The sequence below is a fragment of the Aliihoeflea sp. genome, assembly GCF_052435475.1.
Classification (GTDB): domain Bacteria; phylum Pseudomonadota; class Alphaproteobacteria; order Rhizobiales; family Rhizobiaceae; genus Aliihoeflea.
On sequence record NZ_JBQVMV010000008.1, the window covers coordinates 74,484 to 90,453 of the forward strand.

Annotated in this window: 16 protein-coding genes; 12 read left to right on the plus strand and 4 right to left on the minus strand. The window is 65.4% G+C overall.

The genetic code is table 11. From position 1 onward, the window contains the following. Positions 1 to 56: 56 nt before the first annotated feature. The 4 genes from ACT6QU_RS11190 to dprA are packed head-to-tail and all read left to right on the plus strand — an operon-like array spanning position 57 to position 4,045. A complete protein-coding gene (locus ACT6QU_RS11190; protein WP_444565295.1) occupies positions 57 to 1,004 on the plus strand; it encodes an aspartate carbamoyltransferase catalytic subunit in 948 nt (315 codons plus the stop codon). Then, positions 1,001 to 2,290: a dihydroorotase gene (locus tag ACT6QU_RS11195; RefSeq protein WP_444565296.1), complete on the plus strand. Its 1,290-nt coding sequence runs from the start codon at positions 1,001 to 1,003 to the stop codon at positions 2,288 to 2,290. The genes ACT6QU_RS11190 and ACT6QU_RS11195 overlap by 4 nt, the downstream gene beginning before the upstream one ends. A gap of 31 nt (positions 2,291 to 2,321) precedes the next feature. After that, positions 2,322 to 2,903 carry a glycerol-3-phosphate 1-O-acyltransferase PlsY gene (plsY, locus tag ACT6QU_RS11200; RefSeq protein ID WP_444565297.1) on the plus strand — a complete coding sequence of 194 codons (582 nt, stop codon included), beginning with the start codon at positions 2,322 to 2,324 and terminating at the stop codon, positions 2,901 to 2,903. Further along, positions 2,900 to 4,045 (plus strand): DNA-processing protein DprA, encoded by a 1,146-nt coding sequence (gene dprA / locus ACT6QU_RS11205; protein WP_444565298.1) that lies wholly within the window; start codon positions 2,900 to 2,902, stop codon positions 4,043 to 4,045. Before plsY ends, dprA begins: the two co-directional genes overlap by 4 nt. On the opposite strand, the gene ACT6QU_RS11210 is transcribed toward dprA, so the two are convergent. Next, the gene (locus ACT6QU_RS11210; protein ID WP_444565299.1) at positions 4,007 to 4,207 is read right to left on the minus strand and encodes a hypothetical protein; all 201 of its coding nucleotides are present in this window, start codon (positions 4,205 to 4,207) and stop codon (positions 4,007 to 4,009) included. The genes dprA and ACT6QU_RS11210 overlap by 39 nt on opposite strands. A 281-nt stretch (positions 4,208 to 4,488) precedes the next feature. Here ACT6QU_RS11210 and topA point away from each other — a divergent pair, with 281 nt between their 5' ends. The 6 genes from topA (at position 4,489) to rpmG (ending at position 12,144) form a co-directional block, all read left to right on the plus strand. Continuing rightward, complete coding sequence (gene topA, locus ACT6QU_RS11215) at positions 4,489 to 7,170, plus strand: type I DNA topoisomerase (protein ID WP_444565300.1); 2,682 nt, start codon at positions 4,489 to 4,491, stop codon at positions 7,168 to 7,170. Between the two features lie 3 nt (positions 7,171 to 7,173). Then, the gene (gene rnr / locus ACT6QU_RS11220) at positions 7,174 to 9,492 is read left to right on the plus strand and encodes a ribonuclease R (protein WP_444836670.1); all 2,319 of its coding nucleotides are present in this window, start codon (positions 7,174 to 7,176) and stop codon (positions 9,490 to 9,492) included. Then, the gene (locus ACT6QU_RS11225) at positions 9,489 to 9,917 is read left to right on the plus strand and encodes a DUF983 domain-containing protein (RefSeq protein ID WP_444565079.1); all 429 of its coding nucleotides are present in this window, start codon (positions 9,489 to 9,491) and stop codon (positions 9,915 to 9,917) included. The genes rnr and ACT6QU_RS11225 overlap by 4 nt, the downstream gene beginning before the upstream one ends. 27 nt (positions 9,918 to 9,944) lie before the next feature. Beyond that, a complete protein-coding gene (locus ACT6QU_RS11230) occupies positions 9,945 to 10,685 on the plus strand; it encodes an NUDIX hydrolase (protein ID WP_444565080.1) in 741 nt (246 codons plus the stop codon). Positions 10,686 to 10,692: 7 nt separating this feature from the next. After that, on the plus strand, positions 10,693 to 11,874 hold the full coding sequence (locus ACT6QU_RS11235; protein WP_444565081.1) for an MFS transporter: 1,182 nt from the start codon (positions 10,693 to 10,695) through the stop codon (positions 11,872 to 11,874). Between the two features lie 102 nt (positions 11,875 to 11,976). Beyond that, a complete protein-coding gene (rpmG, locus tag ACT6QU_RS11240) occupies positions 11,977 to 12,144 on the plus strand; it encodes a 50S ribosomal protein L33 (RefSeq protein ID WP_024585495.1) in 168 nt (55 codons plus the stop codon). Between the two features lie 337 nt (positions 12,145 to 12,481). Here rpmG and ACT6QU_RS11245 read toward each other — a convergent pair whose 3' ends face one another. Next, complete coding sequence (locus tag ACT6QU_RS11245; RefSeq protein ID WP_444565082.1) at positions 12,482 to 13,855, minus strand: PleD family two-component system response regulator; 1,374 nt, start codon at positions 13,853 to 13,855, stop codon at positions 12,482 to 12,484. A gap of 33 nt (positions 13,856 to 13,888) precedes the next feature. Then, positions 13,889 to 14,260, minus strand: coding sequence for a response regulator (locus tag ACT6QU_RS11250; RefSeq protein ID WP_024585493.1), 372 nt, complete (start codon positions 14,258 to 14,260; stop codon positions 13,889 to 13,891). A gap of 139 nt (positions 14,261 to 14,399) precedes the next feature. On the opposite strand from ACT6QU_RS11250, the gene ACT6QU_RS11255 reads away from it, so the two are divergent. Next, a complete protein-coding gene (locus tag ACT6QU_RS11255) occupies positions 14,400 to 14,726 on the plus strand; it encodes a DUF3572 domain-containing protein (protein WP_444565083.1) in 327 nt (108 codons plus the stop codon). Further along, complete coding sequence (locus ACT6QU_RS11260) at positions 14,723 to 15,403, plus strand: hypothetical protein (protein WP_444565084.1); 681 nt, start codon at positions 14,723 to 14,725, stop codon at positions 15,401 to 15,403. Before ACT6QU_RS11255 ends, ACT6QU_RS11260 begins: the two co-directional genes overlap by 4 nt. Here the strand turns inward: ACT6QU_RS11260 and ACT6QU_RS11265 are convergent. Next, positions 15,379 to 15,963, minus strand: a complete 585-nt coding sequence (locus tag ACT6QU_RS11265; protein WP_444565085.1) for a GNAT family N-acetyltransferase — start codon at positions 15,961 to 15,963, stop codon at positions 15,379 to 15,381. The two genes, ACT6QU_RS11260 and ACT6QU_RS11265, sit on opposite strands and share 25 nt — an antisense overlap. Between the last annotated feature and the right edge of the window lie 7 nt (positions 15,964 to 15,970).

Genomic DNA, 15,970 nt, shown 5'->3' on the forward strand with positions numbered 1-15,970 from the left:
CGGGGGCAACGCCGGCTTGCCCCAAGGGCGGGTCTTGCCTATAGGCCGTGATCGTCATGACATCGCCAGCGACCTTTCCGCCCTACCCGCACCGCCATCTTCTCGGCATCAAGGGCCTGTCGCCGCTTGATATCGAAAACCTGCTCGACCGTGCGGAGGCCGCCGTCGCGATCTCGCGCGGGGCCGACAAGAAGCGCGCGACGCTGCGCGGGCGCACGCAGATCAATCTTTTTTTCGAGGCCTCGACGCGCACGCAGGCGTCCTTCGAACTTGCCGGCAAGCGGCTCGGCGCGGACGTGATGAACATGTCGGTCGCAAGTTCTTCGGTGAAGAAGGGCGAGACGCTGATCGACACGGCGATGACGCTGAACGCCATGCGGCCGGACATCCTGATCATCCGCCACGGTTCGGCGGGCGCAGCCGCGCTTCTGGCGCAGAAGGTCGGCTGCTCGGTCGTCAATGCCGGCGATGGCGCGCACGAACATCCGACTCAGGCGCTACTCGACGCGCTGACGATTCGCCGCGCCAAGGGCCGCATCGCCGGATTGACCGTGGCGATCTGCGGCGACGTTCTGCACAGCCGCGTCGCGCGGTCCAACATCGTCCTCCTCAACGCGCTGGGCGCGCGCGTGAAGGTCGCCGCGCCCTCGACACTCCTGCCGTCGGGAATTGGCCAGATGGGCGTCGAAACCTTCGCGCGGCTCGAGGATGCGATCGCGGACGCCGATGTCGTCATGATGCTGCGGCTCCAGCGCGAGCGCATGGCCGGCGCATTCGTGCCTTCGGTGCGCGAATATTTCCGCTTTCACGGTCTCGACGCCGCCAAGCTGTCGAAGGCCAAGCCCGACGCGCTCGTCATGCACCCCGGCCCGATGAACCGCGGCGTCGAGATCGCGTCGGCCATCGCCGACGGTCCGCAAAGCGTGATCCAGGAGCAGGTGGAGATGGGCGTCGCGGTTCGCATGGCTGTCATGGAAGCGCTTCTCGAAGGAGCCCCCTCATGAAGCCGGTGGTTCTGAAGGGCGGCCGCATCGTCGATCCGTCGCGCGGACTGGACGAAGTCGGCACGGTCGTCGTCGTCGACGGACGTATCGCGGAAGCGGGCGCATCGGCGCTGAACCAGGGCACTACCGACGGCGCAAAAATCATCGACTGCGCCGGGCTGACAATCATGCCCGGACTGGTCGACACCTCCGTCCATATCGGCGAGCCCGGCGCGGAACATCGCGAGACGATCGCCTCGGCGAGCGCTGCGGCAGCGGCCGGCGGCGTCACGACGCTGACCATGATGCCCGACACCGACCCGGTGATCGACGACGTCGCCCTCGTCGAATTCGTACGGCGAACGGCACGCGACACAGCCATCGTCAACGTCATCCCGACCGGCGCGATCACCAAGGGCCTTCTCGGCGAGGAGATGACCGAGATCGGCCTCCTGTCGCAGGCCGGCGCGGCGTTCTTCACCGAGGGCCGCAGGACGATCTCAAGCTCGCTCGTGATGCGCCGCGCGCTGACCTACGCGCGCGATTTCGGCGCTGTCATCGCACACCGGACGCAGGACCGCGACCTCGCCTCGCAGGGCGTGATGAACGAGGGCCTGTTCGCAAGTTGGCTCGGCCTGCCCGGCATTCCGCGCGAGGCCGAGCTGATCCCGCTCGAACGCGACCTGCTTCTGGCTAGACTGACGAGAGGCGCCTACCACGCCGCCAAGATATCCGCCGCCATGTCGGCCGATGCCATTCGCCGCGCCAAGGCGGACGGGGCGAACGTGACTGCCGGCGTCTCGATCAACAATCTGGCGCTGAACGAGAACGACATAGGCGAATATCGCACCTTCTTCAGGCTGGCGCCGCCCTTGCGGGCGGAAGACGACCGCCTGACGATGATCGAGGCATTGCGCGACGGAACGATCGATATCGTCACCTCCGGACACGACCCGCAGGACGTCGACACCAAGCGCCTGCCGTTCGCCGAGGCTGCAAGCGGGGCGATCGGTCTGGAGACGCTTCTGGCCGTCGCGCTTCGCCTTCATCATAATGGGGATGTCGGACTGATGCGGCTCGTCGAGGCGCTCTCCACGAGTCCGGCAAAGCGCTTCGACCTCGACGCCGGCACGCTAAAGGCCGGAGCCGCTGCGGACATCGCAATTGTCGATCTCGACGCGCCCTGGGTTGTCAGCGAGGCCGACATCGTCTCGTTGTCGAAGAACACGTCCTTCGAAGGCGCACGATTGCAGGGCCGCGTGATGCGCACGCTGGTTGCAGGCCGCACGGTCTTCGCGCAACAATGACCACCGACATCGCATCGACGAAGGGCGGACAATGATTCTGCTGGCAGCACTCGCCTTCGGCTATCTCCTCGGCTCGATCCCATTCGGGCTGCTGCTGACACGGATGGCCGGCCTCGGCGACGTGCGCGCGATCGGATCGGGCAATATCGGCGCGACCAACGTCCTGCGCACCGGCAACAAGAAGCTCGCCGCGGCGACGCTGCTGCTGGACGCGCTGAAGGGCACCTTGGCCGTCGTTCTCGCTGAGCAATATGGCATCGGGCTCGGCATCCTTGCCGGATTCGGCGCCTTCATCGGGCATCTGTTTCCGGTCTGGCTCGGCTTCAAGGGCGGCAAGGGCGTGGCGACCTATCTGGGCATCCTGCTGGCGATCTCCGGCATCGCGTCCCTCGTCTTCGCCATCATCTGGATCGCAACCGCCTTCCTGACGCGCTATTCCTCGCTCGCCGCTCTGATCGCCTGCGTGGCGGTGCCGATTACGCTCCTGCTGCTCGGCTTCGGCGACGCCTCGATCGCCTTTTCGCTGATGAGCCTCATCGTGTTCTGGAAACATCGCGAGAACATCAGGCGCCTGATGGCCGGCACCGAGAGCCGGATCGGCGCCAAGGGATGAACGCACCAGCCTCCGCACCGCTGAAACTCAACGATGCGCAAAGGCTGAACTGGCTGCGGCTCCTGCGCTCCGACAATGTGGGCCCGGCAACCTTTCGCGACCTGATCAATCGCTTCGGCTCGGCAAGTGCAGCCCTCGATGCGCTGCCCGACCTTGCCGCGCGCGGCGGCGGACGCAAGATCCGCATTGCGACGGCGGCGCAGGCGCAGGCCGAAATGGAACAGGTCGCGCGTTTCGGCGGGCGGATCGCAGCGATCGGAGAGGCGGACTATCCGCCGATGCTGCGCCACATGGACGTGCCACCGCCGCTGGTCACGGTGATGGGGCGCTGCGACGTGTTCGCCGCACCGGCGGTCTCGATCGTCGGTGCGCGCAATGCATCAGCCTCGGGAGCCAGGATGGCGCGCCAACTGGCTGGCGAACTCGGCGCGGCCGGCTTCACGATCGTCTCTGGCCTTGCGCGCGGCATCGACGCCGCGGCGCATTGGGCGAGCCTCGAGACCGGCACCGTGGCGGTGCTCGCCGGCGGGCTCGACAAGCCCTACCCGCCGGAAAACCTCGAACTCGTCGGCCGCATCGCCCGCTCGGGCGCGGTGATCACCGAAATGCCCTTCGGCTGGGAGCCGCGCGCCCGCGACTTTCCGCGCCGCAACCGGCTGATCGCCGGGCTCGGGCTTGGGCTTGTCGTCGTCGAGGCAGCGCAGCGTTCCGGTTCGCTGATCACCGCGCGACTGGCCGGCGAACTCGGCCGGATCGTCTTTGCCGTTCCCGGCTCGCCGCTCGATCCGCGCGCGGCGGGATCGAACGGGCTGCTGAAGGACGGCGCGATTTTGACGCTGGGCAGCGACGACGTGCTGGAGCATCTGCGCCCGATGATCGGTCGCGCGCCGGCCCCGGCGCTCAGAGAGCCGGATGCCGCGCCGCTCGACCCAGCGTTCGACGAGCAGCCAGAGCCGGAGCGGGACGACCGCACGCGGCTCATCGAGGCGCTGAGCCCGAGCCCAACCGCCGTCGACGACATCGTCCGCCACACCGATCTGCCGGCGCGAACGGTTCGGACGCTGCTTCTCGAACTCGACCTCGCCGGCCGGCTCGAGCGCCATTCAGGCGGCGCTGTCTCGCTGGCTTCGCCGGATGCGTGAGGGACGGGCACCGCGCAATATGTCGTTGGCTTCGGTCGAGGCCATCTCGATCAGATAGGCGAGCATCTCGTGGTCCTCATCCGCGGCCATCCGGCGCAACTGGACCAGCATGGAATGGACGTATTCCAGCCTGTCCGTCTTCGCAGTGAGTGCCTCCCGCATCAGGGCTCCCTTCGGCTCCGACCTTGACCGCACAATGGGTCATTTCCGCCGGCTGCAAACTTGCCTGCACGGCAACCGGTGGTCATATTAGAATGTACGCTATCACCATCAATTGCAATCAAAATTCATTACAACCTTAACGTGCATTGCATCGGATGCGACGGTCGGCAAAAGCGTTTTCCCTTGACCGGACGACGCTGCGCCGCCATGTCACGCTCCGAGAACGAAATGACAAATAAGGGCCGCACGCATCGTGGAGGCCCGGGGATCGTGCGGAAAATATGGACGTCGTCGTCGTCGAATCGCCTGCCAAGGCCAAGACAATCAACAAATATCTGGGGTCGCGCTATACGGTGCTGGCCTCGTTTGGCCATGTCCGCGACCTGCCGGCCAAGGACGGCTCGGTGCGTCCCGACGAAGATTTCGCCATGTCGTGGGAAGTGGATTCGCCCTCGTCCAAGCGGCTGGGTGACATCGCCAAGGCCATGAAGGATGCCGACAGCCTGATCCTGGCGACCGATCCGGATCGCGAGGGCGAGGCGATTTCCTGGCATGTTCTGGAAGTGCTGAACCAGAAGAAGGTCATCAAGGGCAAGCCGGTCAAGCGCGTCGTCTTCAATGCGATCACCAAGGCCTCGGTCACCGAGGCGATGGCCAACCCGCGCGAGATCGACGGTCCGCTGGTCGACGCCTATCTGGCACGCCGGGCGCTCGATTACCTCGTCGGCTTCACGCTCTCGCCGGTGCTGTGGCGCAAATTGCCGGGCGCCCGCTCGGCGGGCCGTGTCCAGTCGGTGGCGCTGCGGCTGATCTGCGACCGCGAATCCGAAATCGAACGCTTCGTACGCGAGGAATACTGGCAGGTCGCCGCCCTTCTCGACACGGTGCGCAAGGATCGCCTCGAGGCACGGCTGACCGCCTATGCCGGCAAGAAGCTCGCCAAGCTCGACATCGCCAACAAGGCGCAGGCCGACGAGATCAAGGCGATGCTCGATGGCGCAACCTTCACGGCGGCCTCGGTCGAGCCGAAGCCGACGAAGCGCAACCCGGCCCCGCCCTTCACCACCTCGACGCTGCAGCAGGCGGCGTCCTCGCGGCTCGGCTTCTCGGCCTCGCGCACCATGCAGGTCGCGCAGCGGCTCTATGAGGGCGTCGAGATCGGCGGCGAGACGACTGGCCTCATCACATATATGCGTACTGACGGCGTGCAGATGGCGCCCGAGGCGATCGCCGCGGCACGCGAGCAGATCGGCAAGGGCTTCGGCGAGCGCTACCTGCCGGAAAAGCCGCGCTACTATTCGACCAAGGCCAAGAATGCGCAGGAAGCGCACGAGGCGGTCCGGCCGACCGAATTCTGGCGCACGCCCGACCAGGTGCGCAAATATCTCGATGCCGACCAGGCGCGGCTCTACGAGATGATCTGGAAGCGCGCGATCGCCAGCCAGATGGTGCCGGCCGAGATCGAGCGCACGACGGTGGAGATCGAAGCCGCCAACGGGCCCAAGACCGCCAATCTGCGCGCGGTCGGCTCGGTGGTCCGCTTCGACGGCTTCATCGCCGCCTATACCGAGCAGAAGGACGAGGACGCGCCGGACGCGGACGACGAGGACAAGCGCCTGCCCGAGATCCGGCAGGGCGAGCCCATCGCGCGCCACCAGATCAACGCGACCCAGCACTCGACCGAACCGCCGCCGCGATATTCGGAAGCCTCGCTCATCAAGCGGATGGAAGAGCTCGGCATCGGCCGTCCCTCGACCTACGCGGCGACGCTGAAGACGCTGGAAGACCGCGACTACGTCACCAACGAGAAGCGCAAGCTGGTGCCGCAGGCCAAGGGCCGGCTGGTCACCTCGTTCCTCGAAAGCTTCTTCGACCGCTATGTGGAGTACGACTTCACCGCTGCGCTGGAAGAAAAGCTCGACCAGATCTCGGACGGCAAGCTGGCCTGGAAGGACGTGCTGCGCGATTTCTGGAAGGAATTTTCCGGCCATGTCGACAGCATCAAGGAACTGCGCGTTACCGACGTTCTCGATGCGCTCAACGTCGAACTGGCGCCGCTCGCCTTCCCGCCACGCGAAGACGGCAGCGACCCGCGCGTCTGCCCGAAATGCGGATCGGGGCAATTGTCGCTGAAGCTTGGCAAGTTCGGCGCTTTCGTCGGCTGCTCGAACTATCCCGAATGTGGCTTTACCCGCCAGCTCGACGGACCGGGTGCCAACGGCGACGGCACGGCGGTCGAGGGCGACAAGGAACTTGGCAAGGACCCCTATACGGGCGAGGAAATCACGCTGAAGAGCGGCCGCTTCGGCCCCTATGTCCAGCGCGGGGAAGGCAAGGAAGCCAAGCGTTCTAGCCTGCCGAAGGGCTGGACGCCGGATTCGATCGACCATGAAAAAGCGCTGGCGCTCCTGTCGCTGCCGCGAGATGTCGGCAAGCATCCCGAAAGCGGCAAGATGATCTCGGCCGGGCTCGGCCGCTACGGGCCGTTCGTGCTGCATGACGGAAGCTATGCCAATCTGGAGACGATCGAGGACGTGTTCTCGATCGGCATCAATCGCGCCGTCACGGTCATCGCCGAGAAGAAGTCGAAATTCGCGAACGGACGCGACCGCGGCGCGGCGACGGCGCTGAAGGAACTGGGCGACCATCCGGACGGCGGCGGCAAGATCACCGTGCGTGACGGGCGCTATGGCCCCTATGTGAACTGGGGCAAGGTCAACGCGACGCTGCCCAAGGGCAAGGCGCCCGAAAGCGTGACCGTCGAGGAAGCGCTGGTGCTGATCGCCGAGCGGGCGGCCAAGAGCGGCACGAAGGTGCCGAAGAAGAAGGCGGCGCCGAAAGCCAAGGCGAAGGCTGCCAAGGCGGATGGCGAGACCAAGACGGCTGCGAAGAAGCCCGCGGCGAAGAAGGCTGCAGCAAAGAAGCCGGCCGCAAAGAAGGCGCCTGCAAAGGCGAAGGAGTAGCCCTTGGCGCGAAAGATTTCCGGGCGAAAGTCTGCCGCCCCAGTGAAGCGAGCTGGTTCGACATCGTCCGACAGCTTTCGCCCGAGCCGCGACGAAATCCTCGCCTATATCGCCGAGAATCCGGACCTGTCCGGCAAGCGCGAACTCGCCAAGGCGTTCCGTCTCAAGGGCGACGATCGCATCTGGCTAAAGGACATGCTGCGCGACATGCAGGACGAGGGCCTGCTGCAAAAGCGCGACAAGAAGCTGAAGCGGCCCGGCGACCTGCCGCACATGGTGGTGCTGGACGTCGTCAGCCGCGATCCGGACGGGCTGCTGATCGCGCGACCGGCCGAATGGCCTGCCGATCTCGGTGCCGCGCCGCTGGTCGCGATCCGCACGCAGCGGCAAGGGCGAGGGCCCGCTCCGGGGATCGGCGACCGCGTTCTCGCCAAGACCTTTCCGAACGAGGAAAAAGGCGGCCCGACCTACACGGCCCGCGTCGTCAAGATTTTCGACAAGCAGCGCGACGCGGTGCTGGGCGTGCTGCGGCACCTGGCCGATGGCGGGTTTCGCATGGAACCGGTCGAGCGCCGCCAGCCCGAACTCATCATCGACGAGGACGATCTGAACGGCGCGAAGCCCGGCGACCTGATCGAGGTCGCGCCGCTGCGCCATGCCCGCTACGGCTTGCCCAAGGGCAAGGTGGTCGAGGTCGTCGGCTCGCTGACGACCGAGAAGGCGGTCTCGATGATCGCCATCCACAGCCATGACATCCCGCATGTCTTTCCGAACGCAGTCATTGCCGAGGCCGAAGCCTGCCGGCCTGCAGCGCTCGACAACCGGGAGGACTGGCGCGATCTGCCGCTGATCACCATCGACCCTGCGGACGCCAAGGACCATGACGATGCGGTCCATGCCGCGCCGGACGAGGACGAGGCGAATCCCGGCGGCATCGTCGCGACCGTCGCCATCGCCGACGTCGCGGCCTATGTGCGTCCGGGCACCGAGCTCGACCAGGAAGCGTTGAAGCGCGGAAATTCCTGCTATTTCCCCGACCGCGTCGTGCCGATGCTGCCGGAGCGCATCTCGAACGACCTCTGCTCGTTGCGCGAGAACGAAGACCGCCCTGCCCTTGCGGTGCGGATGGTCTTCAGTGCCGAAGGGCGCAAGATACGGCATTCGTTTCATCGCGTGATGATGCGAAGCCACGTCAAGCTGTCCTACAATCAGGCGCAGGCGGCGATCGATGGTGCGGCCGACGAGAAGGCGGCACCGTTTCTCGACCATGTGCTGAAGCCGCTCTGGGACGGCTATCGCGTTTTGAAGCGCGGGCGCGACAGCCGTCAGCCGCTCGATCTCGACCTGCCGGAGCGCAAGATCCTCCTGAAGGAGGATGGCACGGTCGACCGCGTGGTCGTGCCGGATCGGCTGGATGCGCACAAGCTGATCGAAGAATTCATGATCCAGGCGAACGTCGCCGCCGCCGAGACGCTGGAGGCCAAGCGCCAGCCGCTGATCTACCGCATCCATGACGAGCCCTCGATGGCGAAGCAGGAATCGCTGCGCGAGTTCCTGACGACGGTAGGCCTGTCGCTGGCGCGCGGCGCCAATCTGCGCCCCTCGCAGTTCAACGGCATCCTGAAGGCCGTCGAGGGCAGCGAGCATGACGAACTGGTCAACCAGGTCGTGCTGCGCAGCCAGAGCCAGGCGATCTATTCCAAGGACAATGCCGGGCATTTCGGCCTGAACCTGAAGCGCTACGCGCATTTCACCTCGCCGATTCGCCGCTACGCCGATCTGATCGTCCACCGCGCCTTGATTGCCGCGCTCGGCCTCGGCAAGGACGGATTGACCAAGGGCGAGGAAGGCCGGCTGGAAGAAACCTCGGCCCTGATCTCCGCGACGGAGCGCCGCGCCATGGCGGCCGAGCGCGACACGGTCGATCGGCTCATCGCCGCACATCTGGCGACGCGGATCGACGAGACCTTCACCGGCCGCATCTCGGGCGTCACCAAGGCGGGACTTTTCGTCCAACTGCCGCAATTTGGCGCAGATGGCTTCGTGCCGGTGTCAACGCTGGGCGACGACTACTATATCTACGACGAAGCGGCCCATGCGATGGTCGGCGAACGGAGCCGGAAGGGTTTTCGGCTCGCCGATACGGTCGAGGTGAAGCTGGTCGAGATCGCGCCGATGGCCGGAAGTTTGCGGTTCGAGATGATGAGCGATCCGGAGCCCGTTTCGGGTTCACGCGCCTCGCTTCACAAGGCCAAGGGCCGCAGGCGCGCAGACCAGTCGCGCCGGCCGGGCGGGCGTGGATCGACGAGGAGAAGGCGATGAGCGAAATCCACTATGGCGGTGAGGCCGCACGGGAAGACAGGTCTCTCATCCGCTCGGTGTGGCGCGGCTTTAAATGCCGCTGCCCCAATTGCGGTGAGGGAAGGTTGTTCGATCGCTTCCTGAAGGTGACGCCGCAATGCGCGAAATGCGGTGAGGAATTTCACCACCATCGCGCGGACGACCTGCCGGCCTATCTGGTGATCTTCATCGTCGGCCACATCGTCGTCGGCGGTTTCATGGGCGTCGAGATGACCAGCGGTCTCGGCCTCTGGCAGCATCTTGCGATCTGGGTGCCTCTAACGATCATCGGCTCAATCGTGCTTCTCCAGCCGGTGAAGGGCGCCGTGGTGGGGTTGCAATGGGCGCTGCACATGCACGGTTTCGGCGGTGAGGAAGACCGGCTCGACCACCACCCGGAACTCTGATCGAACCGTCGCTGAGGGAGTGACAACTTGGAAGGTTTTACGCGCGCCCAGATCGACAAGGCCGAAAGCAAGGATTTCGCGCTGGGCGCCGGCCCGAAGCGGCCGCGCGATGCGGCGACGTTGATCCTGCTCGACCGAAAGGGCAGCGACATCTGCGTTCTGATGGGTCGCCGGCACATGAAGCATGCCTTCATGCCGGGCAAGTTCGTCTTTCCGGGCGGGCGCACCGACCCGAACGACAGCCGCATCGACGTCGCGACGCCGCTCGACCCGGCCGAGGAAATCAAGCTGATCGGAACGGGAAGCCGAGCGACAGCCGCCCGCGCCCGCGCCATCGCGCTTTCCGCCATCCGCGAAACCTACGAGGAAGCCGGGCTGCTGATCGGGCGCCGCGGACCCTTCACGACCAACAAGACCGACTGGCAGGGCTTCGTCGAGCACGGCATCCAGCCCTCGCTGGCGGGCCTGCGATTCGTCGCCCGCGCGATCACGCCGCCCGGCCGGGTGCGGCGCTTCGATACGCGCTTTCTCTCGGTCTGGAAGGATGAAGTGGCGCTCGAACTGGAAGATGGCGGGCCGACCCACGAGCTCGAAGAACTCGTCTGGCTGCCGATCGCGGAAGCGAAGGAAGCCGACATCCCGAGCATCACCCGGACGGTGCTCGGCGACCTCGAAACGCGGTTGAAGATCGATCCCGAATTGAAGCCCGGCGGCGAGGTTCCGTTCTACCGGCTTCGCCGGGACCGCTTCGAACGCAACATCATCTAGCAACCGCATGCATTCCGGCACATCGGCTCCCGGTGACGAGACCATCAAGTGGCTGTCCGTGTCGGCGGCGATCGCCTCGATCAGCGTCGTCGGGATCGCCATCGGCATCGGCATGCCGCTCCTGAGCGTCATCCTTGAGGGCCGCGGCCATTCGGCGACGATGATCGGGCTCAACACGGCGATGGCCGGCCTCGCCTCGATTGTGGCCGCACCCTGCGCGACGCCGCTCGCGGCGCGCTTCGGCGTCGTGTGGACGATGCTTGCCATGATCGTGGTCGGCGCCTTTTCCTTCGTCGGCTTTTATGCCGCGCCGGATTTCTGGATGTGGTTTCCGCTGCGCGCGGCGCTGCATTTCTCGATCACCATCGTCTTCATCCTGTCGGAATTCTGGATCGCGACCTCGGCGCCGGCGGCGAAGCGCGGCTTCATCCTCGGCATTTACGCGACCGTGCTCTCGCTCGGCTTCGCCTTCGGGCCTTGGCTGTTTTCGCAGGTCGGCAGCCAGGGCTTCCTGCCCTTCGGCATCACCTTCGCCATCATCATGATCGCCGCCCTGCCCGTGCTGGCGGCCTTGAAGGAAAGCCCGCGCATCGACGCCGCGCCGACCGGCACGCGCTTCGTCGGCTATATCTGGCTGGTGCCGATGGCGACTGCGGCCGTGCTCGTCTTCGGCGCGGTCGAAACGGGCGGCTTCGCGCTCTTCCCGGTCTACGGCACGCGGATCGGCTATTCGGAAGCGGATGCCGCGCTGCTCCTCACGGCCGTCGGGCTCGGCAATGTGCTGATGCAGATCCCGCTCGGCCTGATCAGCGACCGGATCGGCGACCGGCGCCACCTCCTGATGATCTGCGCGGCCATCGGCCTTGCCGGCATGGTGGCCCTGCCCTTCGTCGCGCATGACTGGTATCTGACGGCCGGCGTGCTCTTCGCCTGGGGCGGCGTGGTCGCGGGGCTCTATACGGTCGGGCTGGCGCATCTCGGCTCGCGGCTGTCGGGCCGCGACCTCGCCTCGGCCAACGCCGCTTTCGTGCTTTGCTACGGCATAGGCATGCTCCTCGGCCCGCAGGCGATCGGCATCGGCATGGACCTCTTCGGGCCGAACGGTTTCGCCTATGCGATCATGATCTTCTTCGCGGGCTATCTGGGATTGGGCGCGGTGCGGCTCGGTTCAGGCTCCGGCCGGGGTTGACAATCGGCGTCGATCAAGTATGTCTCGCGCCAAGTTTTCCGCCGCCCGGGCCCGGCTCCCGTTCGTATGCGGTGACATCTCTTTCAGAAACGGACGACCAAAATGGCCAAGGCGACAACCATCAAGATCAAGCTTCTGTCGACCGCCGACACCGGCAGCTTCTACGTCACGACGAAGAATAGCCGCACGATGACGGACAAGATGACGAAGCGGAAGTACGATCCGATCGCGCGCAAGCACGTCGAATTCAAGGAAACCAAGATCAAGTAAGCTCCGCGCTTCTGATCGGTTTCAAGCGCCGCCTTCGGGCGGCGTTTTGCGTTTCTGGCGGTAAAAAAGAAAGGGGCCGGCCGACGGCTGACAGTGGTACGAGGAGGCCACTAAGGTGTCAGTGTCGACCGGCCGACCCCACGGACCCAGGAGATGCGGCGGACCTGAGCATCATGGGGTAGCTCGCCGGGCAGGTGCCCTCGTTTGCTGCCCTGATGGCTTCACAGTCGCGCAAGACCGGTGGAAAATCAATAATTTCTTAACTTTGAGGGCAACTGTCACGCATTAAGGTAAACGCGCGCGGGGAAGCCCCTTGACGGTCTAGTTGCAGCCTTGACTAGGCAGCGCTGGCCACGACGCGGTTACGGCCGGCATTCTTGGCCTGATAGAGCGCGATATCCGCGCGCTTCATCATGTCGCCGGCGGTGTCGGGCTCGCCCTTCAGCGAGGCGACGCCGACAGAGATCGTGACCTCGAGCGTCTTGCCGCCCTCTTCGATGGTGAACGGATTGCGCGCGATCTGGTCGCGGATGCGCTCGGCGACCTTTTCGGCTAGCGCCGGATCGGTATCCGGCATGACGATGACGAATTCCTCGCCCCCATAGCGGCAGGCAAGATCGAAGCCGCGAACGCTTTGGCGTAGCCGCATGGCGAACTCGCGCAGAATGTCGTCACCGGCATCGTGGCCATGCGTGTCGTTGATCGACTTGAAACGGTCGATGTCGGTGATCAGCACCGAGAGCGGCTTGCCGCGGCTGCGCGCCTTGGCGGCAAGGCTTGCAAGGTGGCTGTCGAGATAGCGGCGGTTGTGAAGGCCGGTCAGCCCGTCGGTCACCGCCATCTCGATTGTTTGCGTCACCGAGGAGCGGAGTTGGTCGTTGTAGCGCTTGCGCTTGACCTGCGTACGCAGCCGCGCGATCAGCTCCTGCCGGTCGACGGGCCGCGTGACGTAATCGTTGATGCCGAGTTCGAGCGCGCGCACGAGGCGCTGGTTCTCGTCCTGCCCGGCGATCAGGATGATCGGCAGGAAGCGCGTGCGGTCGAGCGTGCGAAGCTGCGAGCAAAGCCGCAGCGGATCGTAATCGGCAAGCGCGGTGGAGATCAAAACGCACTCATAGGGCTTCTCGGCCGCCTCGATGACCGCCACTTGCGGATCGGACACGACATCGAGCGTGCAGACGCCGCGCAGATACTTCTCGATCTGCTCGACGGAGGACGCGCGATCATCGACGAGCAGCGCGCGGATCGGCGCATCGGCGGAGATGTCGCGTTTCTTCAAAAGCTCCTCGATGCCGATATTGCGCGTCGTCGAGGCGCGCATGCGCAATTCGTCGGTGAGCATCTTGAGGCGCACGAGGCTCTTGACGCGCGTCATGAGCTGGAGGTCGTTGGCGGGCTTGGTCAGGAAATCGTCGGCGCCGACTTCGAGCCCGCGCACGCGGTCCGCAGCCTGGTCGAGCGCGGTGACCATGACGACGGGAATGTGGGCGGTGGCCGAATCGGTCTTCAGGCGGCGGCAGACCTCGAACCCGTCCATGTCGGGCATCATGACGTCGAGCAGCACGACGTCGGCGCGGCCCGCCTCGCAGATTTCGAGCGCGTCGCGGCCGTTGCTGGCGGTGAGCACCTCGAAATACTCGGCCAGAAGCCGCGCTTCGAGAAGCTTCACATTCGCCGGAATGTCGTCGACAACAAGTATCCGCGCCGTCATTTCAACCCCTTGTCCGGCCGCCCGGCCGGCTTCTCACGCATCGCCCAGATAGGACTTGATCGTCTCGATGAAGCGCGCGACCGAGATTGGCTTCGAGATATAGGCCTCGCAGCCGCCCTGCCGGATACGCTCCTCGTCGCCCTTCATGGCGAAGGCCGTCACCGCGATGACCGGGATCGAGCGAAGATCGTCGTCGTCCTTCAGCCATTTGGTGACCTCCAGCCCCGAAACCTCGGGAAGCTGGATGTCCATCAGGATCAGGTCCGGACGATGCTCGCGCGCAAGGTCGAGCGCCTCGAGCCCGTTGCGCGTACGCACGGTCTCGTAGCCCGACGCTTCGATGAGGTCGCGAAAGAGCTTCATGTTGAGCTCATTGTCCTCGACGATCATCACCTTCTTGGTCATAAGTCCTCGACAGTCCAGGCGTCGAACGGTTTCGACCCCGCCGAAATGTTAGCGTGATTTGATTGACGAAACGCAAACTCTTGAAACAAGTCATCGCGCGATGCTTGATCGCAAGGATGGTGCAGGCTAACCCAGCCGCATGATCAGGACCATGTCGGATTCGGGGCGCAGCGACAAGAAGCTGGCGCGGGAAGCGGCCGATGACATCGCCATCCAGGCGCTGGGCTTCATCGCCGGCGATCCGGAGCTGTTGCCCCGCTTTCTCGACCTCACCGGCATCGCCGCGCACGACATCCGCCGGGCAGCGGGCGAGCCGGGCTTTCTCGCAGGCGTGCTGCAGTTCATCCTGGCGCATGAGCCGACGCTGATGAAATTTTCCGAGGCGAGCGGCATCGCGCCGCAGGATGTCGGCCGTGCGATGCGCGCCTTGCCGGCCGGCGAAGACGGATACGAGATTTCCTCATGAGCGACGATCCCGAGACGCTGCGCCAGATCGAGGAACTGGCGGCCGACGACCGGCCGCTGCTGATCCTCGACGTCGACGACGTCATCCTCGACTTCATCAAGCCGTTCCCGCGCTATCTCAAGTCGAAGGGTTTTGACCTCAGGCTCGACAGCTTCGCGCTGCATGGCAACATCTTTCATGTCGAGAACGGCAACGTCGCCGAGATCGAGCATGTGCGCACGCTGGTCGACGATTTCTTCCACGGCCAGGCCGACTGGCAGACCGTGACCGACGGCGCTGCCGATGCCATGGCGCAGATCGCACGACGCGCGGAGATCGTGCTTTTGACCGCGATGCCACACCGCTTCCGCGATGCACGCCGCCGCCACCTCGACGCGCTCGGCCTGCCCTACCCGCTGCTGACAACGGAGATGGCGAAGGGTCCGGCCGTCGCGCGGCTGCGGGGCGAGACGCCGCGTCCGGTCGCCTTCGTCGACGACCAGCCGCGCAATTTGATCTCGGCGCATGAGAGCGTGCCGGATGCCGCGCTGTTCCATCTGATGGCCGACAACAGCCTGCGCGAACTGATGCCGCCGCCTCCCGATTTCGCGACGATCGTCCATGACTGGGCCGAGGCGCTGCCGATGATCGAGCGTGCGCTCGGGATCGATGGTCACGACGCGACAGCAAGCGCATAGCGCATCAGCGGCCGCCCGACCTTGCGCTCGGCGACCCTTTCGAAACCCGCCTGTTCGAAGACGCGGGCGGAGCCGACAAAAAGCCCGATCGAGCGCGAATCCTTCGACTGCCGTATCGGGCAGGCCTCGACGAGACGGGCGCCATTCTGGCGGGCAAAATCCAGTCCGGCTTCGACCAGCCGATGCGTCAAGCCCTTGCCGCGGGCCGACGAGCGCAGGAAGAAGCAGGAGATCGCCCATGCAGCCGCGTCCGCAGGATCGACATCGAGCGGCGCGGATGCCCTGCCCTTGTTGTTCCACTCCGGCACGTCGGCACGTGGACCGATCTGCATCCAGCCGACCGCGCGGCCATTGTCGAATGCCAGGAGGCCCGGCGGCGGACCATCCTCGATGCGCCGTTTCATGAACGCCTTGTTCGCCTCCCGGTCGTTGACGCGGCGCGCGGCGGACGGCAGGCGGAAATGGACGCACCAGCAGCCATAGCACGCGCCCTGCCTGCCGAAGAGGTCTTCGAAGGCCGGCCAGCGCTCCGGCGTCAAGGGAAGGATGTCGGCGTCCATTCCAGTG